Raw genomic sequence first — 18823 nt, 5'->3', positions numbered from 1 at the left:
GCCGCGCGCCTCTTTGGCGCGCGAAGGACGCCGTGCAAACCGAAACGCATTCTTTCTAGGACGGCTCACCATGGCAACGAAGCATCTTTTCCTGCTCCCCGGCGACGGCATCGGCCCCGAGGCGATGGCCGAGGTCAAGAAGCTGATCTCGGCCATGAACGCAAAGCTCGGCAGTGGCTTCGTCACCGACGAGGGCCTGGTCGGCGGCTGCGCTCACGATGCGCACGGCGCGGCGATCTCCGACGCCGACATGGAAAAGGCGATGGCTGCGGACGCGGTGCTGTTCGGCGCCGTCGGCGGCCCGAAATGGGATGCCGTGCCTTACGAGGTGCGCCCCGAAGCCGGCCTGCTGCGCCTGCGCAAGGACATGGAGCTGTTCGCCAATCTCAGGCCCGCCATCTGCTATCCAGCGCTGGCCGCGTCGTCCTCGCTGAAGCAGGAAGTCGTCGAAGGCCTCGACATCCTCATCGTGCGTGAGCTGACCGGCGGCGTCTATTTCGGCGAGCCCAAGCAGATCATCGATCTCGGCAACGGCCAGAAGCGCGGCATCGACACGCAGGTCTACGACACGTTCGAGATCGAGCGCATTTCGGGCGTCGCTTTCGAGCTCGCGCGGACCCGCAAGAACCATGTCACCTCGATGGAAAAGCGCAACGTCATGAAGTCGGGCGTGCTGTGGAACGAGGTCGTCACCCAGACCCACAAGGCACGCTATTCCGACGTCAAGCTCGACCACATGCTGGCCGATGCCGGCGGCATGCAGCTGGTGCGCTGGCCAAAGCAGTTCGACGTCATCGTCACCGACAATCTGTTCGGCGACATGCTGTCCGACATCGCCGCCATGCTGACCGGCTCGATCGGCATGCTGCCGTCGGCCTCGCTCGGCGCGCCTGACGCCAAGACCAAGAAGCGCAAGGCGCTGTACGAGCCGGTGCACGGTTCGGCACCCGACATTGCCGGCAAGGGCATCGCCAACCCGATCGCCATGATCGCCTCCTTCGCCATGTGCCTGCGCTATTCCTTCGGCATGGTCGACGAAGCCGACAAGCTTGAAGGCGCTATCGCCGCCGTGCTCGACCAGGGCCTGCGCACCAAGGATATTTTCTCACCCGGCATGACCGAGGTCGGCACGGTCGAAATGGGCGACGCGATCATCGCCAAGTTCCTGGGATAATCAGCGGATCTCGCCGGCAAGCTGCCGCAGCAGACCGACGAGCCGCGCCTCGTCCACCGGCTCGAAAAACGCTGAGTCGGCGGCCTCGACGGCGACGATCGCTTGCTGGGCGGCCGCCGCCCCGGCGGCGGTGACGCGGATCACCTTGGCCCGGGAGTCCCGGGAATCGGCTTCGCGTGCGATCAAACCCTTGGCCTCCAGCCGGGCGACGACGTCAGAGGTCATCTTCACCTCCGTGCCGGCCTGGGCGGCGAGCTGCACCTGGTTGGGCGGTTCGCCATTGCGGCCAAGCCACATCGCCGAGGCGAGCAGCACGAACTGGACATGCGTCAGGTCGAGCGGCGCCAGCGCCGCCGTCATGAGGCGCTGCCAGCGCATGGTGGTTCGCCAGAGCAGCAAGCCGGGGCTCTCCGATGGCCCGCCCTTGAAGCGCGTGTCGAGTTCAGCCATGGTTCGCCAACGCCTCCGCCTGCTCGAACAACTTGGCCATCGACACGTCGAAATCGCCACTGATCTGGGGCCCGAGTTCCGGGCCGACCTCGGCGGCCGAAGGACCTGAGATATCGAGCCGGTGCGTCACCTGCGTGCCGCCTTCGACAGGCACCAGAGTGTGCCGGAACAGCAGCTTGGTGTCGCCGAACGAAGTTTCATCGGCATAGGTCACGTTTTCGACGAGATCGACGATGGTCGATTCGAACGTGTCCTGACCGACCGGCGTCACCGAGACGCGGGTGCCCTTGGCGAATGGCCCATGCAGCACGAAGGTATCGGAGCCTTCATAAGTCAGGCGGCCTTCATGCAAGGCCTTGAGCGCGTTCCAGATGGCTTGCGCAGGAAGGGGGGAAGTCGCGGTGTATTCATTGGTCCACATCGTCTTGCTCCATTCACCTATTTAATCTGCACACAGATTATCTGTGCGCGGATTAAATTGCAAGCGGAATCTTCGTCTGTGATACGACGATCGGCTGAACCGTCGTTTTTTGGAGTGACTTTTCGAGGGATCTGGCTCCTAAACCCTGACTCCCGCCGGTATCGGTCCCCACTGGTTTTCACGCGCCTGGGTCGGGATCAGCGCGAAGACCAGGATGATCAGGCTGCCGATGCTGGGGATCAGGATCACCAGATAGAGCCAGCCCGACAGGCCGATATCGTGCAGCCGGCGCACGGTCATGCCGAGGCCGGGCAGGAGCGTCGCCAGAGGAAGGTGCCGCAGAGGCCGACCGTCACCGCCGCCGAGACATCTGTGTCGAAATTGCCCATTTCGATATCGGTGAAGATGCCGATGCCGCCGACGATCAGCAGGCAGACCACCCAAAACAGGCAATAGCCCCAATATTCCTTGCGGCGGGCGCGGCCGGCGAAGTTGAAGTAGTTCTGCGTCAGTCCACGCCAGAAATAGCCCCAGAGATCACTGGGTTCGGCGGTTGCGCTCTCGCTGGATCGGCCGAAATGCTGCGCCTGCGGTGCGCGGGCTGTGGATGCGGTGCCGGCTTGGGCCGGTGCCGCATCTATGCCTGCGCCAACCGTCGAGTTCACGGCCGGGCCTGCGGTGGTTTGGCCAGCGATCGAAAAGACGTCGCGCGCCTGGCCGCCGCCCGGCTGGAACTCGACCGCCGTCCCGTTGGGCATGGCGGTTTGCCGGCGCAGGTTCTCGCGGGTGAAAGTGTAGCTGCTGCCGTCGGCTCCGGTGATGAAGCCGAAGCCCTGGTCCTCGTCATAGTGAAGCACTTCACCGCGCATCCGCCCGCCCCTTGTAGCCCGTTCCCTGCCAAGATGTGGCACAGGCCCAAGCCCATGGGCAAGCCGCCCATAGCTATGACAGCCAAGCGTTCCGATGCCTGCCGCGCGTCCCTGGCCGGGCACATCGCCAGACAGCACCGGCCGACACTGGCGTCGGCAAGCTGGGCGGCGATCATCCGGGCCGGCCTGAAGCAGAGCGCGGCCAGTCTGGATTCCTACGAAGGCCGCTTCTTCGTCTTCTTGTTTTTTGGCGGACCGGCGTTGTCGAATTTCGGCTTGCCCGGCTTCTTCGCCCACGGCTTTGCCTCATGCGTGGTGGCCGGACGATGGTCGACTGAGGCCGGTGCACGCTTCTCGAATTTGCGCTTCGGCGCGTTCGGGTCGAACGGCGCCTTGCCGCGATGCGGCTTCTTGTCCGGGCTCGGCGGCTGATAGCCGGCCCGCGACAGGTCCGGCGTGCCGTCCAGCCGCTTGACCACGATGTTGCCCTGCAATTTGCGGTCGGGACCGATCGCGGCGAGAAAGCGCTCCGCCCAGTCGGCGGCGATCTGCACGAACGTCTCTTCCGGCTGCATCTTGATGGCGCCGATCTCGCGCTTGGAAATGCTGCCGGCACGACACAGCATCGGGATCAGCCAGCGCGGCTCGGCATTCTGCCGGCGCCCCACCGACAGCGAGAACCAGACGCTGGCGCCGAAATCGTCGCGGCGGCTCGGTGCCTCGTCGCGAGGGCTGAATTTTTCGCCCGCCGCTCTTTCACGCGATGGCGTGAAAGGCGCGACGTCCATGAGATCCTCGGGCGCCGAGCGGCTGGCGCGGCATTGGCGCACGAAAGCGGCCGCCACCTGTTCGGCGCCATGCCGGCTAAGAAGCGCATCGATGAACTCGCGCTCGTCATCCTTGACCGGTTCGTCGAAAGCCGGGTCGGCAAGAATGCGCTCGTCGTCGCGCCGCATCACGTCGTCGGCCGAGGGCGGGCTCGCCCAGGTCGCCGTCAGCTTGGCGCTTTGCAGCAGCCGCTCGGTGCGCCTGCGGGCGCTGTTAGGCACGATCAGCGCGCTGACGCCCTTGCGCCCGGCACGTCCCGTGCGGCCGCTTCGGTGCAGCAGCGTTTCGGGATTGGTCGGCAGGTCGGCGTGGATCACCAGCTCGAGATTGGGCAGGTCGATGCCGCGCGCCGCGACGTCGGTGGCGATGCAGACTTTCGCGCGGCCGTCGCGCATCGCCTGCAGCGCGTGGCTGCGTTCGTTCTGGCTGAGTTCACCCGAGAGCGCCACGACGGAAAAATTGCGGTTGTTGAAGCGTGCGGTCAGATGGTTGACGGCGGCGCGCGTGTTGCAGAACACCAGCGCGTTCTTGGCCTCATAGAAGCGCAGCACGTTGATGATGGCGTTCTCGCGGTCGGCCTGGGCTACATTCAGCGCCCGATACTCGATGTCGAGATGCTGCTTTTCCTCGCCGGCGGCCGAGATGCGCACGGCATCGCGCTGATAGCCCTGTGCGAGCGTGGCGATGGAGCGCGGCACGGTGGCCGAGAACATCAGCGTCCGGCGCTCGGCCGGTGCGGCATCGAGGATGAATTCGAGGTCCTCGCGAAAGCCGAGGTCGAGCATCTCGTCGGCCTCGTCGAGAACCACGGCCTTCAGCGTCGACATGTCGAGCGAATGCCGCGTGATGTGGTCGCGCAGCCGGCCGGGCGTGCCGACGACGATGTGGGCGCCGCGCTCCAGCGCGCGCCGTTCGGTGCGCATGTCCATGCCGCCGACGCAGGACGCCACCGTGGCGCCGGTTGGCTCATAGAGCCATTCGAGCTCGCGCGTCACCTGCAGCGCCAGTTCGCGTGTCGGCGCCACCGCCAATGCCAGCGGCGCCGCTGCCGGGCCGAAACGTTCCGCGCCGTCGAGCAGCGTCGGCGCCATGGCAAGGCCGAAGGCGACGGTCTTGCCCGAGCCGGTCTGCGCCGACACCAGCGCGTCGGCCTGGCCGAGCTCCAGCACCGCCTTCTGCACCGGTGTCAGGTCGGAATAACCGCGTTTTTCCAGCGCTTGTGCCAGCGCGGGAACAATACCATCGAAATTGGACATCTCGTTCTTTCGGAATTCAGGGTTCTGCGCTCATCATGGAGCACATGCCGGGGGCTGGCGGCGCCAGCCAAACAATCTTGGCCGTTCGTACTTCCTGCCGCCCTTCTTGTACAGGGTGCCATGAAGGCTATGCGGCGTGCCGCCAATTGACTCCTGCCGCAAACCGCGTAAAAGCCCGCTTCGAACGGGATCGTTTTTCGATGCGCGGCCTTTTGATGGCTCTTCTTGCATTCGATGCCCCCAGCCTCAATGCGAATCATTGGGCCGGGCGCGTCGCTGCGTCGCCTCGTTCCGGCAAAACCCTATTCTTGGCCAGGAAAACCACCAAAAGCACCACCAAAACGGTGTGATTCCCTTGGCCTAACCACCCTCTCCCGGGTCCGGCCCGGGGGACGGAACCCGCACTTGGCCGGCGGGTTTTCTCCAAAAACCAAGCGGAGAGGGACAGGAGATTTTTATGAGTTTCAAGGTTGCGATAGTCGGCGCCACGGGCAATGTGGGCCGGGAAATGCTCAACATCCTGGAAGAGCGCGGCTTTCCAGTGAGCGAAGTCGTGGCGCTCGCCTCGCGGCGCAGCATGGGCACGGAAGTGTCGTTCGGCGACCGCACGCTGAAGGTCAGGCCGCTCGACCAGTATGATTTTTCCGACACTGACATCTGCATCATGTCGGCCGGCGGCAATGTCTCCAAGGAATGGTCGCCGAAGATCGGCAAGCAGGGCTGCGTCGTCATCGATAATTCGTCGGCCTTCCGTTACGACCAGGACGTGCCGCTGATCGTGCCCGAGGTTAACCCGGACGCGATCTCGCTGTTCACACGCAAGAACATCATCGCCAACCCGAATTGCTCGACGGCGCAGCTCGTCGTGGCGCTGAAGCCGCTGCATGATTTCGCCACCATCAAGCGCGTCGTCGTCGCCACCTACCAGTCGGTATCCGGCGCCGGCAAGGAAGGCATGGACGAGCTGTTCACGCAGACGCGTGCGGTGTTCGTCGCCGACAGCGTCGACGTCAAGAAGTTCACCAAGCGCATCGCCTTCAACGTCATCCCGCATATCGATGTCTTCCTCGATGACGGTTTTACCAAGGAAGAATGGAAGATGGTCGCCGAGACCAAGAAGATGCTCGACCCCAAGATCAAGCTGACGGCGACCTGCGTGCGCGTGCCGGTGTTCATCGGCCATTCGGAAGCGGTCAACATCGAGTTCGAGAAGCCGATCACCGCCGATGAGGCGCGCGACATCCTGCGTGATGCGCCGGGCTGCCAGGTCTTGGACAAGCGCGAGGATGGCGGCTACATCACGCCGCTGGAATCGGCCGGCGAGGACGCCACCTTCATCTCGCGCATCCGCGAGGATTCGACCATCGACAACGGCCTGTCGATGTGGATCGTCTCCGACAATCTGCGCAAGGGCGCGGCGCTGAACGCCGTGCAGATCGCCGAGCTCCTGGTCGAGCGCGGCCTTATCCAGCCGAAGAAGAAGGCGGCATAATCCCGCTCACGGGCCGCACCGCCGCTGCCGCGGCTGGCCCTCCGCGAGGGCGCCGGACGACCGGCGGCCCGCTGTCGCGGGCCCGGCCTCCGGCCGTTAGCCCTCTTCTCCCCGTCACTATACGGGGAGAAGGTCCCGGCAGGGGGATGAGGGGCGGCGCTGGCCTGTCCATTTTGGCGCTGCGACTCATGAGATTAGCCGCTTTGCGCCGATTTCAACTCGCACTATCCACACTCAGTTCGCGCAGCATCGCCATCGCCTCCTCCGCCCGCCCAGCCGGCACGAACAGGTGGTCGTGGTAAAAACCCGAGACCGGATTGACGCCCATGCCGGCGGCGGCGAGGCGCGCGGTGATGGCGGCGAGGAAGCCGACGGCTTCCAGCGATGAGTGGACGTTCAGCGTGATCATCCGGCAGCGGAACGAGGCGGTCAGTTCCGTGCTCCGGGCGGCTTCCTCCGTCACGATCAGCGTCGTGCCTTCGCGCTCCCGAAACGCCATGACCGGTTCGAGGCCTTCGGGCTGTGGAACGCCAGGCGGCAGCGTGGCGAAGACATAGATGCCATCGCGCAGTTCCGGCGTCATCGACGCCAACAGAGTGCTCAGATCGGTCTCGCCCGTCATTTTTTCTCGCCTGCATCGGGACGGCAGCAGCTTCTCAATATCCGCAAACAGCACACACCGGTAGTCGACACACGGACGACATGGCAATGTCGCTGGCGGCCGGGCTTGCATGGCCGCCGCATCGCACAATACAGGAGCTGAGGGCCGACGCTCGCCCGTGAAAGGCTCCCGAATGATCGTTCGTCCGCGCCCCACCTTCCTGCAGCTGTTCTTCATCATGGGCGGTTCGGTGGTGCCACGCATCCTGCCGCAGATTTTCGGCTTCGCGATCTATTCGGCGGTCATCCTCGTCGTGGCGCGCCGGTTCCAGCTCGATCTCGGCGTCTTCAACATCACGCCTTTCGGACTGGTGGGCGTGACCTTGTCGATCTATCTGTCGTTTCGCAACAACGCCGCCTATGATCGCTGGTGGGAGGCGCGCAAACTGTGGGGCGCGCTGGTCTTCGAAATCCGCAATCTGGCCCGCGCCACGACAAGCCTCATTCCCGATCGGGCCGAGCAGCGCGCCCTGCTGATGGAAGCGCTGGCCTTCTGTCATTTTCTGCGCGGCCAGTTGCGCAAGATCGACAGTGTCAAGGACGTCCGTGCCTTCATCGAGGCGGAAGCCGAGACGGCCGCAAGTTTCGCCAATCCGGCGGACGAGATGGTCAGGCGCATGGGCCGCCGTGCCAATGCGCAGCGGCGGGCAGGCGACCTCGACACGATCGGCTTCCGCATCCTGGACGAGAGGCTGGCGTCAATCACCGCCATCCAGGCCGGCTGCGAACGGATCGCCGGCACGCCCTTGCCCTTCGCCTACACGCTGCTGGTGCACCGCACGGCCTACATCGTGTGCCTGCTGTTGCCGATCGGCCTGATCTCGACCACCGGCTGGGCGACACCATTGTTCACGGCGCTGATCGCCTACACCTTCTTCGGCCTCGACGCGCTTTCGGAAGAGCTTGAGGATCCGTTTGGCACCGAAGCCAACGACCTCGCGCTCGACGGCCTGTGCCGGGTCTGCGAAATCTCGGTGTTCGAGGCCTTGGGCGAGACGCCACCAAAGATGCTGTCGGCCGAAAAGTTCTATCTTTCGTAACGCCGCACCGTCAAAAATCCGAACATTTGTCGGATCGACGCCTCATGGAACGTCCTTGGGTCGACCCCACCGAAAAAGGGGCTGACCATCAGGAGGACACCCAATGAGCATTTCTCAAACCGCGCCCCTCTCGGCTGGCGCCCTGTGGACCGGCCGCGCGCTCAGCGGCCTCATCGTCCTGTTCATGATCTTCGACGGCGCCATCAAGCTGCCGCCGCTCGACGTGGTCACCCAGACGATGGTGCCGCTTGGGTGGCCAGCCGATCCCAACGTCGCGCGCATGCTGGGCGTCATCGGCCTGGTCTCGACCGCGCTCTACGCGCTGCCGCGCACCTCCGTGCTCGGCGCCCTCCTGCTCACCGCCTATATGGGCGGCGCCATCGCCACCAATGCGCGCATCGGCAATCCGCTGTTCTCGCACACGCTGTTCGGCGTCTATCTCGGCATCATCCTGTGGGGCGGCCTCTATCTGCGCGACCCCAGGGTTCGTGCGCTGATCCCGTTCAGCCGATAGCTGTTCCGAGCCAAGAACAGCGTCCACTTCGCCTGCACGCCATCGGGTGGCGATACCGCCGATGCGGTCTGTTTGGGCGAGCGGCGTCGCGATCTTCGTTCTCCTCGGGATCAAATTAGCCGTCTGAGAGTTAAGCACTTGGCGGCGAGACGGCGATCCGCGTGTGAGAGGAACGACAAATGAAGAAAATACTGACCATTCTGGTGCTGACGACGGCACTGGGTGCATGTTCGCAAACGGAAAAAGGGGCTGCCGTGGGCGGCCTGGGCGGTGCTGCGGTTGGCGCGGCCGTGGCCGGAGATCCGGTGCAGGGCGCTGTTGTCGGCGGTGCGGTCGGCGCCGTGGCCGGCGCGCTGATCGGCCATGCCAGCGAAAGCGGCCAATGCCGGTACCGCGATCGCCATGGTCGGGTCTATGTCGATCGCTGCCCAAGCGGTTATTGATCGGCCGTAGTCCAAACATGAAGAGCAAAACGGCGGGCTTTTGACCCGCCGTTTTCGATCGATGAATTGGCCGCGACTCGCTTGAGACAGCCGCCGCCGCGAGCCGCGCTACAACAGCTCCCGAATGCATCGCCAGGCGTCCCGTCCCAGATCCGCATCGGCGCGGTCATTGCCGCCATGCGCATGCGAGCTTGAGCGCGGGGTGGTTTCGCCAGGCAGGACGATGCGGTGGCCGGCGCCGGGGGCCGAAACCAGGCGCGTGGCCTTTCCGGCGTCTTGCCTACGCTGGACAATCGACGCGGCAAATTCCAGGGACGGCCACAGCGCGTCGTCGCCGCCCGCGACCAGCATGACCGTCGCCGAAATTTCCTCGACGGGAATGGCGGCCTTGCCGGCCTCCTTCTTGAAAGCGGTCAGGCAGTGTTCGAAAAGCCCTCGGTAGGACACGAGGCCATCGACGTAGCGTGCCTTCCAGTTGGGGTCGGCCGGAACAAAGGGGAGAGGGCGCCCCTTGAGTGTCCACGACGACCGCTCGGGCCAGCTGACGCCGTCGCGGCCCGGCCCGATGTTTCCCCAGACCACCGATGTCGGGCTGATCGCGACAACGGCGTCGATGCGCGGGTCATGCGTCGCCACGAGCAAGGCCGCCTCGGCACCTTTGGACGTGCCGACATAAACGATGCGCCGGCATCCCAAACCGACAAGACGGTCGGTCGCGGCGAAAAAAATCTCCAGGGGGATTTCGCATATGCCTGGGATCTGGTCTTGGCCGCCAAACCACCGGAGGGCAAGGGCAGAGACGCCCACATCGGCAAACAGCCTGGCGCGCCCGACGTCGACGCGGCCGCTCGATCCGCTCAGCACCACGACACCTGTCGTGGCCTCGGGGCATCGCAACAGGGTTCCGGCGACGAAGCCGGACAGGATTTCCTCCGCGACTGCCCGTTCGTCCATCCGATCCTCAGCCGGAAATCAGAAGCTTTCCAATGAAACAGCAAAGGGCAGGTGAGTGACAAATGCAAACAACAAAACGGCGGGCACAGGCCCGCCGTTTTGTTCCCGCAAGGAATAGGACGCGATTACTCGGCGGTAGCGGCTTCCGCTTCGGCCGGTGCGGCAGCGGCCGAGGCGACGGCGGCGGCGGCGTCTTCCTGGGCCTTCTTCAGCAGGGCGGCGCGTTCCTGCGCCTTCTTGCCGGGCTCGGCCTTCTTCGGGTTGGAGCGGGCTTCGCGCTTGGCAAGGCCGGCCTCATCGAGGAAGCGCAGCACGCGGTCGGTCGGCTGGGCGCCGTGCGACAGCCAATGCTTGACGCGGTCGGCGTCGACCTTGATGCGCTCGCCGTCCTTCGGCAGCAGCGGGTTCCACGAGCCGAGCGACTCGATGAACCGGCCGTCGCGAGGCGAACGGGCGTCGGCAACGACGACGTGGTAGTAAGGACGCTTCTTCGAGCCCGCACGGGCCAGTCTGATCTTCAGTGCCATTTCTTTTCTCCTAAAAGCTCTGATTTCGTTGATAAGTCAGGGTTTCTTCAACCCGTTTTCGTCACGCCGTTGGCAGCGGCGATCTGTTCGTGGTGCCGGATCACTTCGCGGACGACGAAGTTGAGGAATTTCTCCGCGAAATCCGGGTCGAGATGCGCGTCATGCGCCAGCTGGCGCAGGCGGGCGATCTGCTGCTGCTCGCGCGCCGGGTCGGCCGGCGGCAGGCCATGCTCGGCCTTGAGCACGCCAACCGCCTTGGTGCAGCGGAAGCGCTCGGCCAGCATGTGAATGAGGGCCGCGTCGATGTTGTCGATCGAGGCGCGGTAGCCGGCCAGGATGGTGCGGGCGTCGGCCATGTCCTTTTCTTCGTTCATAGCGTCCTCACTTTTTCTTGCCGAGACCGGGCAGGCCGCCACCGCCGCCAAGGCCGGGAAGCTTCATGCCGCCGGGCAGGCCTGGCAAGCCGCCGCCGGGAAGACCGCCCGGCAACCCCTTCATGCCGCCGAGGCCGGCGGCCTGCGCCTGCTTCTGCAAGGCTTCGAGCTGCTTGGGGTCCATCTTCGACAGATCGGGCATGCCGCCCATGCCGCCGGGCATCATGCCGCCCCCCAAACCACCAAGGCCCATCTTGGAGGCAAGGCCACCCATCATGCCACGCATCAGGCCACCGCCTTTGCCCTTGCCGCCCATCGCCTTCATCATGTCGGCCATGCCGCGATGCATCTTCAGGAGCTTGTTGATCTCGGCGGCATCGGTGCCGGAGCCGGCGGCGATGCGCTTCTTGCGCGAGTGCTTGAGAATGTCGGGATTGGCGCGCTCGGCCTTCGTCATCGAGGAGATGATCGCGAGCTGGCGACCGAACATCTTGTCGTCGAGGCCGGCGGCGGCCATCTGGTCCTTCATCTTGCCCATGCCGGGCATCATGCCCATGATGCCGCCCATGCCGCCCATCTTCGACATCTGCTGAAGCTGCTGGGCGAGGTCGTTCAGGTCGAACTTGCCCGACTGCATCTTCTTGGCCATCGCCGCCGCCTGCTCGGCATCGATGTTCTCGGCGGCTTTTTCGACCAGGCTGACGATGTCGCCCATGCCCAGGATGCGGTCGGCGATGCGCTTGGGGTGGAATTCCTCCAGCCCGTCCATCTTTTCGCCGGTGCCGATCAGCTTGATCGGCTTGCCGGTGACGGCGCGCATCGACAGCGCGGCACCGCCACGGCCGTCGCCGTCCATGCGGGTCAGCACCAGGCCGGTGATACCGACGCGCTCGTCGAAGCTTTTCGCCAGGTTGACGGCGTCCTGACCGGTCAGCGAATCGGCGACCAGCAGGATCTCGTGCGGGCTCGACACCTTCTTGATGTCGGCCATCTCGACCATCAGCGGCTCGTCGATATGGGTGCGGCCGGCGGTGTCGAGGATGACGACGTCATGGCCGCCGAGCTTGGCGGCCTGCACGGCGCGCTTGGCGATATCGACCGGGTTCTGGCCTGCGATAACAGGCAGCGTCGCCACCTTGACCTGCTCGCCGAGCTGGCGCAGCTGCTCCTGCGCGGCCGGACGCCGCGTGTCGAGCGAGGCCATCAGGACCTTCTTGTTCTGCCGCTCGGTCAGCCGCTTGGCGATCTTGGCCGACGTGGTGGTCTTGCCGGAGCCCTGCAGGCCGACCATCATGATGACGACCGGGGCCGGCGCGTTGAGGTCGATGGCGACACCCTCGGCGCCGAGCATGTCGACCAGCTCGTCATGGACGATCTTGACGACCATCTGTCCCGGCTTGATCGACTTCAGCACCGCGGCGCCGACGGCCTTCTCGCGCACCTTGTCGGTGAAGGATCGCACCACTTCCAACGCCACGTCGGCCTCAAGCAGCGCACGGCGCACCTCGCGCAGCGCTGCCGAGACATCCGCCTCCGACAGCGCGCCGCGGCCGGTCAGGCCGTTCAGGATGGAGCCAAGACGCTCCTGCAGCGATTCAAACATTCGTTTTCCTTTTCCCTGGCACCCGGATGGTGCCCGAGAGGTAATGCGTTCGCGCCCAGTCTCCAAGCAAAAGCCAGTCCAAGCAAAAGCCCAAAACCAAAAAGCACCCGGGGGCGCACAGCGCTGCCGGGTGTTGGCCTCCAGGATCTGTTTACAGCACTCGGCCTCAAAGAGGTTTCGGCATCCTGGTCGGCTTGCTCGGAGGGATACTCGTCGCGGAATTGGTGGGCTGTAGACAGGAATTTGGCGCGAGAGTCAAGGCAAGGCCGGTGTTGCGATGTTTTCCGGGCAGCGATCAAGCAGCACCCACGGCGTTTGGAACCTCGGCCGTGACCTTCAGCGGCGAGCGCGGATGCAGCAGCAAGACAATCGTCAGCAGGCTGCAGGCAATACCGATGAGCGCAATGAGGATGGCATCCGATATCATCCAGCCCGGCCCTTCGAGCGGCTTTGCGGTGAACAAGGCGAAGGAATTGTAGCTCTCCTGATGCGAGATCAGCAGGAAGCCGGTGAGGTTGTTGCCAAGATGAGCGCCAAGGGCCGCGCCGAGATTGCCGGTGGCGTAGACCACGAGCGTCAGCAGCAGCGCGAAGGCAGCGATCGACACCAGCACGCTGGCGTTGATGGCGGCCGACGAACCGCCGCCCCAGTGCAGCGAGGTGAACAGCAGGCCGGGCAGCAGCGCCCAGGCGAACGGGCTTCTGAACCGATTGGCCAGGCCACGCAGCAGGTAGCCGCGAAACAGCACCTCCTCCGACGAAGTCTGCAGCAAGGTGAGCGCAGCGATTGGGATCGCGAACAGCAGCCATGACGCCAGGCTGATCGTGCCGCGCGCAATGCCGGGCTGCAGCAGATAGAACAGGATTTCGGACAAGGCCGAGGTGATCAGCACCGCGATCAGCCCCTTGAGGAAGTCCGGTCGCGCTACGCGGCGGCCGGCGCCAAGCAGCGCCGACAGCGGCTCGCCATGCACCCAGCGCATGGCGATCCACAGGCCGATCCAGATCCCGGCGAAAGAGGCGAGCGCGCACAGGATGCCGGCGGGCGAGGCGAGAAAACCTTCCATGCCGTATGGCGAAGCCGCCGCCCCCTGCCAGGCGAAGTAGACATGGGTGCCACCGAACAGCACGGCCGCGGTGGTGGCGGCCCAGAACAGGACGGCGATCAGCGTTCCCAGCAACAGGCGCGGCAAGGTCGTCCTGGCGTTCGGCGTGTTGCGATAGCGCTCGAAAGCAGTGTCGTCGATCGTCACGCTTGTCCTCGATCCCAATCCATCGCTGCTTGATCCAGCTGATGGCTTCGGGAACCGGAATCGATATCAGCAGGAATACGCGCACTCCGATTGCCACGGAACGCAGGCGCGGGCCGGCCTGCCGCGGTCGCCAATCCAGGTTTCGCCGGCGGCCGCTTCGGCGACCGCCGGCATCGCGTCAACGCACGACGTACATGATGCGCCGTGTCTGCGGATCGATCAGCGCCCGCTGGCCGTTCACATAGACATAGCGGTAGTTGTAGTCAGGAATTTCGCGCAGCTCGACCGTATCGGGCAGGGTCGCGCCGGTGACCACCTCGCCGTCGAGATAGACGGGGTCGAGGCGATGGGTGTCGACATAGGTCCGTACCGCGGCCGGCGGCGCTGGAAAGTCGCCAACCACCGGATCGCTGGAAATGATCGCACCGGTATAGTCGGTCGAATAGTTGCCGATGTCGTCCGGCGGCGAGACCACGGCAACGGCGGAGCGGCGCTGCGTCAGCACCACGCGGCTGCCGCCGAAATCGGCGGTGACGTAGTCGGAATAGACCCAGCCCTGGCCGCCAGCTTCGGCGATGGTGCACCATTTGCTGTTTTCGATGCAGCCGTTGAGCGTCGCCGACTGGCCTGCGGCGAGAACGCCAATGACAGGATATTGCGGGCCGGGACCGGCACGCACGTTGAGATCGGTGACTGCCGAGACAGCGGTATCGGCCAATGCCGCGCCCGACATTGCGGTCAGCATCCCGGCTATTGCGGGAAACAATAAGGATTTCATGGGTTCTCTCCGTTTCACAGTCCCTCGGCGGTGACAACGGGACAGCAGCGCATGCGTTCCGGCTAAAATGCGCGAGCCAACTCACGATTTGTTCCGGCCTCCATCGGCAAGCCGGTCAGAAGATCGTGTACGAACGCCAGTTTCCGCGCGGTCGCGTCCGAAATGACGAAGGGGTAGAGGTCGGGTAGGCCCATGCAGCGGTTGATCGAATTGGAGGCTTCCGACAGCACCAGCCAGCGGGCAAGGATCTTGTCGAAGGGCTCGGGTGTGTTGGCGGGCTCCGAGGGTGCTGCCTGCGGCTCGCCCCCGGTATCGCCCCGCGGCAGTTCGTTCGTCTCCACCGTCTCCAGCCGGCCGAGCGGGAAGTTCAGCGCATGGACCATCTCCAGCGTGTCGGTAATGTGCAGGTGGTGGGCCCAGGTCTCGGCCCAGTCCTCCCACGGATGCGAGGTGGCGTAGGCCGAGATGTGGTCTTGCTGCCAATCGGGCGCCGCGCCATTGGCGTAATAGGCCTTCAGCGCCTGTTCGTAGTCGGCACGCTCGTCGCCGAACAAGGCGCGGAACGCTTCCAGCCTTTGCGGATCGTCGCGGATCAGGCGGTCCCAGTAATAGTGGCCGAGCTCGTGGCGGAAATGGCCGAGCAGCGTGCGGTAATTCTCACCCATCTGGACGCGACGTTTTTCGCGCTCGGCTGAATCGGCTTCGGCGACGTTCAGCGTGATCAGGCCGTTGTCGTGACCAGTGAGAATCCGTTCGCCGCCCGGGCCGCCGCCGATCGGATCGGCGAGGAAGTCGAAGGCCAGCCCGATCTCGTCCGTCGGGCTCTGCTTGGGCGCCACCGGCAGGCCGAAGGCGAGCAGCGAATAGATGGCGCGCTTCTTCGCCGCCTCGACGCGAATCCAGCGGCGGCGATTGCCGTCGACCGAGAGATCGGGGATCAGCTGGTTCAGCACGCAGGCACGGCAGAAGACCTGTCCCGGCTCGGCCATCCAGTTGCAGGCGCATTCGTCGGCATTGGTGCACTGGATCGCGCCGTCGACGCCGGACAAGACAAAGCGCGCGCCCTCGGGATCATAGAGCACGAGACTGCTGCAGTTCAGGCACTGGGCATTCTCGAAATAGAGACGGTGGCCGCAATGCGGGCAGTCGAAAAGTTTCATCTCGGTCTCAATTCGTCAGAAGGGATGTATGATTCATCTGAAAGGGATGCATGGCGGCCCGTGCCCAAACGCGAACCACCGGCCGGTGTTCCGCGGTCCAGCGCGACTATTTTGCTTCGCCGGTCCAGGCGCGCCTGCCCCGGTCCATGGGCGGCATCAGCGTCTTTCATGCCTGACACTCGCCATAATAATCACTTGATCGTAGGCAAATTCCCCGGCATTCGCCAGCATCGCGCCACAGACGGTGACAAATGCGCGTTTCGCTGGCAAATTCGCAAACGGGACGTGAATCAGGCAACCAGGAGAACAACATGGCATTTCGTGCCAAGGGTAGGATTTTAGCGGCGGCGGTGGTGGCAGTGCTCGGGCTGGCAACCGGCGCGCAAGCGGCGGCCAGCTGCGGCAAGACCGGCGCCGGCTTCGACGCCTGGAAACAGGACTTCGCCGCCGAGGCCAAGTCCGAAGGTGTCGGGTCGAGGGGTCTGGCCGCTCTGGCCGGCGCGACCTACGCAACAAGGACGATCTCCGCCGACCGCGCCATCCACAAGGCTTTCAGCGGCTCGGTGGACGATTTCATGAAACGCCGCGGCGGGTCGGCGATCATCTCCAAGGGCCGTTCGCTGAAGAAGTCGAACGCAGCGCTGTTCAACCAGATTGAAGCCAACTACGGCGTGTCGCCGGGCGTGCTGCTCGCCATCTGGGGCATGGAAACCGGCTTCGGTGCTTCCATGGGCAACCAGAACACAGTCTCCGCCATTGTGACGCTTGCCTATGATTGCCGCCGGCCCGACTATTTTCACCCGCATGCCATCGCGGCCCTGAAGCTGGTTGATCGCGGAGCGTTGACCGCCTCGTCGGTCGGCGCCATGCATGGCGAGATCGGCCACACGCAGTTCCTGCCCGGAAATGTCTTGAAGTATGCGGTAGGCAGCGGAAACCTGCGCGACAAGGCGATCGCTTTGGCCTCCACCGCCAACTTCCTCAAGGGTCACGGCTGGCGGGCTGGCGCCAGCGCGCAGTCGAATATGGGCGCGATCGCCGGCTGGAATTCGGCAAGCGTCTATCAGCAGGCCATCGCCCGCATCGCCACCGCGATCGACGCTGATTGATCGATCCGCACGGCCATTGAACGAAAAACCCGGCCACCGCGCCGGGTTTCATTTCACGTCGAGCGCATAGGAACAGCCGGCCAGCGTCCTGCCGGGGTGGGACTCGACGGTCGAGACGTTGAGCGTGATGCGCGTGGCAAGGCTCACGCCGCCGGCGTCCTCGCTGCTTTCGGCCATGACCTTCTCGCCGAGGAACTTGTCCGGCGTCGAGACCGTCGCCGGGACGTCGAGCTGGCGGGCGAGGTCCGGCGCGGCGATGCCATCAAGCACGGCCATCGGCCCTGTCGCGGTAAAGACGATCGTCGCGGTCTCGCGCCCGAAGACATGGACCGGGGCCGACAATCGATACTGCCGCAGGAAGGGATTGCCGGAAGCGACCTCCTTCCAGCCAAGGGTCTGCGCCGCGTCTGGCTCACCGCCCAGCCAGAGGGCAAGACCATTATACGCCGGCAGATCGGCCCTGCATTCGATGAGGGCGGCGAGGTCCAGGGAGGTGGGCGCGAAGTCCCCAGCCATGACCGGCGCCGCCAGAAAGAGCAGCGGCACCAGGCATCGACCGAGACTGCGCATTCCGTCTAGCTGTTGCGGTTGCGCGCGGCCAATGTCCGCAGCCTCAGCGCATTGAGGCGGATGAAGCCGGCGGCGTCCTTCTGGTCATAGGCGCCACGGTCGTCCTCGAAGGTGACTAGCGCGTCGGAATAGAGCGTCTTCCCAGATTTGCGGCCGGTAACCATGACATTGCCCTTGTAGAGCTTCAGCCGCACCGTGCCTTCGACGTCTTCCTGGCTCTTGTCGATCATCGCCTGCAGCATCAGGCGCTCGGGCGAGAACCAGAAGCCGTTGTAGATGAGCTCCGCGTAGCGCGGCATGAACTCGTCCTTGAGGTGCGCGGCACCCCGGTCGAGCGTGATCGATTCAATGGCGCGATGGGCCACGATCAGGATGGTGCCGCCCGGCGTTTCATACACGCCTCGCGATTTCATGCCGACGAAACGGTTCTCGACCAGGTCGAGCCGGCCTATGCCATTGTCGCGGCCGAGATCGTTGAGCGCCGCCAGCATAGTGGCCGGCGACAGCTTCTTGCCGTTGAGCGCGACCGGGTCGCCCTTCAGGAATTCGATCTCGATCTCGGTGACGGCATCCGGCGCGTCCATCGGCGACACGGTGCGCTGATGCACGAATTCCGGCGGCTCGCTCCATGGGTCTTCCAGCACCTTGCCCTCGGAGGACGAGTGCAGCAGATTTGCGTCGACGGAGAACGGTGCGTCGCCCCTCTTGTCCTTCGGCACCGGGATCTGGTGCTGTTCGGCGAAGTTCATCAAGTCGGTGCGCGACTTGAACGACCAGTCGCGCCACGGCGCAATGACCTTGATGTCGGGGTTGAGCGCATAGGCCGAAAGCTCGAAACGGACCTGGTCGTTGCCCTTGCCGGTGGCGCCATGCGCGATGGCGTCGGCGCCGGTTTCCCTGGCGATCTCGACCAGGTGCTTGGAGATCAGCGGCCGCGCGATCGAGGTGCCCAAGAGATAGGTGCCTTCATAGACGGTGTTGGCGCGGAACATAGGGAAGACGAAGTCGGCGACGAATTCCTCGCGTACGTCGACGACGCGGATGTCCTTGATCCCCATCATCTCGGCCTTGCGGCGCGCCGGCTCCAGTTCGCCGCCCTGGCCGAGATCGGCGGTGAAGGTGACGACTTCGGCCCCGAGTTCGGTCTGCAGCCATTTCAGAATGATGGATGTGTCGAGGCCGCCGGAATAGGCGAGCACGACCTTCTTGACGTCTTTGATCTTGGACATTTCTGCTCCGTCGGAAAGCGGACGCCTGAGGCAAGGCGTCACGGATTGTCGGAGCGCCTTTTAGCAGGAACGGCAAAGCGAGCAAGCGCACGCGGCGCAAGGTTGCTGATCCAGCGCGGC

Annotated in this window: 19 protein-coding genes and 1 pseudogene; 6 read left to right on the top strand and 14 right to left on the bottom strand. The window is 64.6% G+C overall.

The window, feature by feature from the left end:
- Positions 1–70: 70 nt before the first annotated feature.
- Entirely contained in the window at positions 71–1174 is a 1104-nt protein-coding gene (gene leuB / locus FJ954_RS03495) for a 3-isopropylmalate dehydrogenase (RefSeq protein ID WP_140660421.1), read from the top strand.
- Here leuB and FJ954_RS03490 read toward each other — a convergent pair whose 3' ends face one another.
- The 4 genes and pseudogenes from FJ954_RS03490 to FJ954_RS03475 form a co-directional block, all read right to left on the bottom strand.
- Positions 1175–1624, bottom strand: coding sequence for a MarR family winged helix-turn-helix transcriptional regulator (locus FJ954_RS03490; protein WP_140660420.1), 450 nt, complete (start codon positions 1622–1624; stop codon positions 1175–1177).
- Positions 1617–2045 (bottom strand): polyketide cyclase, encoded by a 429-nt coding sequence (locus FJ954_RS03485; protein WP_015314969.1) that lies wholly within the window; start codon positions 2043–2045, stop codon positions 1617–1619. The genes FJ954_RS03490 and FJ954_RS03485 overlap by 8 nt, the downstream gene beginning before the upstream one ends.
- Before the next feature lie 138 nt (positions 2046–2183).
- A pseudogene (locus tag FJ954_RS03480) lies at positions 2184–2914 on the bottom strand (DUF805 domain-containing protein).
- A 215-nt stretch (positions 2915–3129) separates the two neighbouring features.
- A complete protein-coding gene (locus FJ954_RS03475) occupies positions 3130–4998 on the bottom strand; it encodes a DEAD/DEAH box helicase (protein WP_140660419.1) in 1869 nt (622 codons plus the stop codon).
- A 457-nt stretch (positions 4999–5455) separates the two neighbouring features.
- Between FJ954_RS03475 and FJ954_RS03470 the strand changes: the two genes are divergently transcribed.
- Entirely contained in the window at positions 5456–6490 is a 1035-nt protein-coding gene (locus FJ954_RS03470; RefSeq protein WP_023774477.1) for an aspartate-semialdehyde dehydrogenase, read from the top strand.
- A gap of 214 nt (positions 6491–6704) precedes the next feature.
- Here FJ954_RS03470 and FJ954_RS03460 read toward each other — a convergent pair whose 3' ends face one another.
- On the bottom strand, positions 6705–7112 hold the full coding sequence (locus FJ954_RS03460; RefSeq protein ID WP_140660417.1) for an ACT domain-containing protein: 408 nt from the start codon (positions 7110–7112) through the stop codon (positions 6705–6707).
- Between the two features lie 172 nt (positions 7113–7284).
- Between FJ954_RS03460 and FJ954_RS03455 the strand changes: the two genes are divergently transcribed.
- The 3 genes from FJ954_RS03455 (at position 7285) to FJ954_RS03445 (ending at position 9147) form a co-directional block, all read left to right on the top strand.
- Positions 7285–8190, top strand: coding sequence for a bestrophin family ion channel (locus FJ954_RS03455; protein WP_140660416.1), 906 nt, complete (start codon positions 7285–7287; stop codon positions 8188–8190).
- A 103-nt stretch (positions 8191–8293) separates the two neighbouring features.
- Positions 8294–8704, top strand: a complete 411-nt coding sequence (locus tag FJ954_RS03450) for a DoxX family protein (protein ID WP_140660415.1) — start codon at positions 8294–8296, stop codon at positions 8702–8704.
- Between the two features lie 179 nt (positions 8705–8883).
- Positions 8884–9147 (top strand): YMGG-like glycine zipper-containing protein, encoded by a 264-nt coding sequence (locus FJ954_RS03445; protein WP_015314961.1) that lies wholly within the window; start codon positions 8884–8886, stop codon positions 9145–9147.
- A 108-nt stretch (positions 9148–9255) separates the two neighbouring features.
- On the opposite strand, the gene FJ954_RS03440 is transcribed toward FJ954_RS03445, so the two are convergent.
- The 7 genes from FJ954_RS03440 to FJ954_RS03410 all read right to left on the bottom strand — a co-directional run bounded on the left by FJ954_RS03440 (position 9256) and on the right by FJ954_RS03410 (position 15795).
- A complete protein-coding gene (locus tag FJ954_RS03440) occupies positions 9256–10101 on the bottom strand; it encodes an acyl-CoA thioester hydrolase/BAAT C-terminal domain-containing protein (protein ID WP_140660414.1) in 846 nt (281 codons plus the stop codon).
- A 125-nt stretch (positions 10102–10226) separates the two neighbouring features.
- The gene (gene rpsP, locus FJ954_RS03435) at positions 10227–10628 is read right to left on the bottom strand and encodes a 30S ribosomal protein S16 (RefSeq protein ID WP_023774471.1); all 402 of its coding nucleotides are present in this window, start codon (positions 10626–10628) and stop codon (positions 10227–10229) included.
- A gap of 47 nt (positions 10629–10675) precedes the next feature.
- A complete protein-coding gene (locus FJ954_RS03430) occupies positions 10676–11002 on the bottom strand; it encodes a chorismate mutase (RefSeq protein WP_015314959.1) in 327 nt (108 codons plus the stop codon).
- A 7-nt stretch (positions 11003–11009) separates the two neighbouring features.
- Complete coding sequence (ffh, locus tag FJ954_RS03425) at positions 11010–12605, bottom strand: signal recognition particle protein (RefSeq protein ID WP_015314958.1); 1596 nt, start codon at positions 12603–12605, stop codon at positions 11010–11012.
- 295 nt (positions 12606–12900) lie between these two features.
- Entirely contained in the window at positions 12901–13857 is a 957-nt protein-coding gene (locus tag FJ954_RS03420; protein WP_140660413.1) for a type II CAAX endopeptidase family protein, read from the bottom strand.
- Positions 13858–14035: 178 nt separating this feature from the next.
- The gene (locus FJ954_RS03415) at positions 14036–14635 is read right to left on the bottom strand and encodes a DUF1236 domain-containing protein (RefSeq protein ID WP_015314956.1); all 600 of its coding nucleotides are present in this window, start codon (positions 14633–14635) and stop codon (positions 14036–14038) included.
- 62 nt (positions 14636–14697) lie between these two features.
- Positions 14698–15795 (bottom strand): putative zinc-binding metallopeptidase, encoded by a 1098-nt coding sequence (locus FJ954_RS03410; RefSeq protein WP_140618257.1) that lies wholly within the window; start codon positions 15793–15795, stop codon positions 14698–14700.
- Positions 15796–16106: 311 nt separating this feature from the next.
- Between FJ954_RS03410 and FJ954_RS03405 the strand changes: the two genes are divergently transcribed.
- Entirely contained in the window at positions 16107–16904 is a 798-nt protein-coding gene (locus tag FJ954_RS03405) for a lytic transglycosylase domain-containing protein (protein ID WP_015314954.1), read from the top strand.
- A gap of 48 nt (positions 16905–16952) precedes the next feature.
- Here FJ954_RS03405 and FJ954_RS03400 read toward each other — a convergent pair whose 3' ends face one another.
- Together FJ954_RS03400 and FJ954_RS03395 are read right to left on the bottom strand one after the other, a co-directional pair.
- Positions 16953–17474, bottom strand: coding sequence for a hypothetical protein (locus FJ954_RS03400; RefSeq protein ID WP_140660412.1), 522 nt, complete (start codon positions 17472–17474; stop codon positions 16953–16955).
- Between the two features lie 5 nt (positions 17475–17479).
- The gene (locus FJ954_RS03395; RefSeq protein ID WP_015314952.1) at positions 17480–18703 is read right to left on the bottom strand and encodes an argininosuccinate synthase; all 1224 of its coding nucleotides are present in this window, start codon (positions 18701–18703) and stop codon (positions 17480–17482) included.
- Between the last annotated feature and the right edge of the window lie 120 nt (positions 18704–18823).

The sequence above is a fragment of the Mesorhizobium sp. B2-3-15 genome, assembly GCF_006442875.1.
Classification (GTDB): domain Bacteria; phylum Pseudomonadota; class Alphaproteobacteria; order Rhizobiales; family Rhizobiaceae; genus Mesorhizobium; species Mesorhizobium australicum.
The sequence above is the reverse complement of the archived record's forward strand: the minus strand, read 5'-3'. Positions and strand labels throughout refer to the sequence as shown.

What these genes read in the sequence shown, in the direction of transcription:
- FJ954_RS03475 (WP_140660419.1), bottom strand. Translation starts at nt 4,998, where the DNA reads ATGTCCAATTTCGATGGTATTGTTCCCGCGCTGGCACAAGCGCTGGAA.
- FJ954_RS03405 (WP_015314954.1), top strand. Translation starts at nt 16,107, where the DNA reads ATGGCATTTCGTGCCAAGGGTAGGATTTTAGCGGCGGCGGTGGTGGCA.
- FJ954_RS03400 (WP_140660412.1), bottom strand. Translation starts at nt 17,474, where the DNA reads ATGCGCAGTCTCGGTCGATGCCTGGTGCCGCTGCTCTTTCTGGCGGCG.
- FJ954_RS03440 (WP_140660414.1), bottom strand. Translation starts at nt 10,101, where the DNA reads ATGGACGAACGGGCAGTCGCGGAGGAAATCCTGTCCGGCTTCGTCGCC.
- FJ954_RS03485 (WP_015314969.1), bottom strand. Translation starts at nt 2,045, where the DNA reads ATGTGGACCAATGAATACACCGCGACTTCCCCCCTTCCTGCGCAAGCC.
- FJ954_RS03430 (WP_015314959.1), bottom strand. Translation starts at nt 11,002, where the DNA reads ATGAACGAAGAAAAGGACATGGCCGACGCCCGCACCATCCTGGCCGGC.
- FJ954_RS03395 (WP_015314952.1), bottom strand. Translation starts at nt 18,703, where the DNA reads ATGTCCAAGATCAAAGACGTCAAGAAGGTCGTGCTCGCCTATTCCGGC.
- FJ954_RS03450 (WP_140660415.1), top strand. Translation starts at nt 8,294, where the DNA reads ATGAGCATTTCTCAAACCGCGCCCCTCTCGGCTGGCGCCCTGTGGACC.
- leuB (WP_140660421.1), top strand. Translation starts at nt 71, where the DNA reads ATGGCAACGAAGCATCTTTTCCTGCTCCCCGGCGACGGCATCGGCCCC.
- FJ954_RS03470 (WP_023774477.1), top strand. Translation starts at nt 5,456, where the DNA reads ATGAGTTTCAAGGTTGCGATAGTCGGCGCCACGGGCAATGTGGGCCGG.
- FJ954_RS03460 (WP_140660417.1), bottom strand. Translation starts at nt 7,112, where the DNA reads ATGACGGGCGAGACCGATCTGAGCACTCTGTTGGCGTCGATGACGCCG.
- FJ954_RS03445 (WP_015314961.1), top strand. Translation starts at nt 8,884, where the DNA reads ATGAAGAAAATACTGACCATTCTGGTGCTGACGACGGCACTGGGTGCA.
- rpsP (WP_023774471.1), bottom strand. Translation starts at nt 10,628, where the DNA reads ATGGCACTGAAGATCAGACTGGCCCGTGCGGGCTCGAAGAAGCGTCCT.
- FJ954_RS03455 (WP_140660416.1), top strand. Translation starts at nt 7,285, where the DNA reads ATGATCGTTCGTCCGCGCCCCACCTTCCTGCAGCTGTTCTTCATCATG.
- FJ954_RS03490 (WP_140660420.1), bottom strand. Translation starts at nt 1,624, where the DNA reads ATGGCTGAACTCGACACGCGCTTCAAGGGCGGGCCATCGGAGAGCCCC.
- ffh (WP_015314958.1), bottom strand. Translation starts at nt 12,605, where the DNA reads ATGTTTGAATCGCTGCAGGAGCGTCTTGGCTCCATCCTGAACGGCCTG.
- FJ954_RS03415 (WP_015314956.1), bottom strand. Translation starts at nt 14,635, where the DNA reads ATGAAATCCTTATTGTTTCCCGCAATAGCCGGGATGCTGACCGCAATG.
- FJ954_RS03410 (WP_140618257.1), bottom strand. Translation starts at nt 15,795, where the DNA reads ATGAAACTTTTCGACTGCCCGCATTGCGGCCACCGTCTCTATTTCGAG.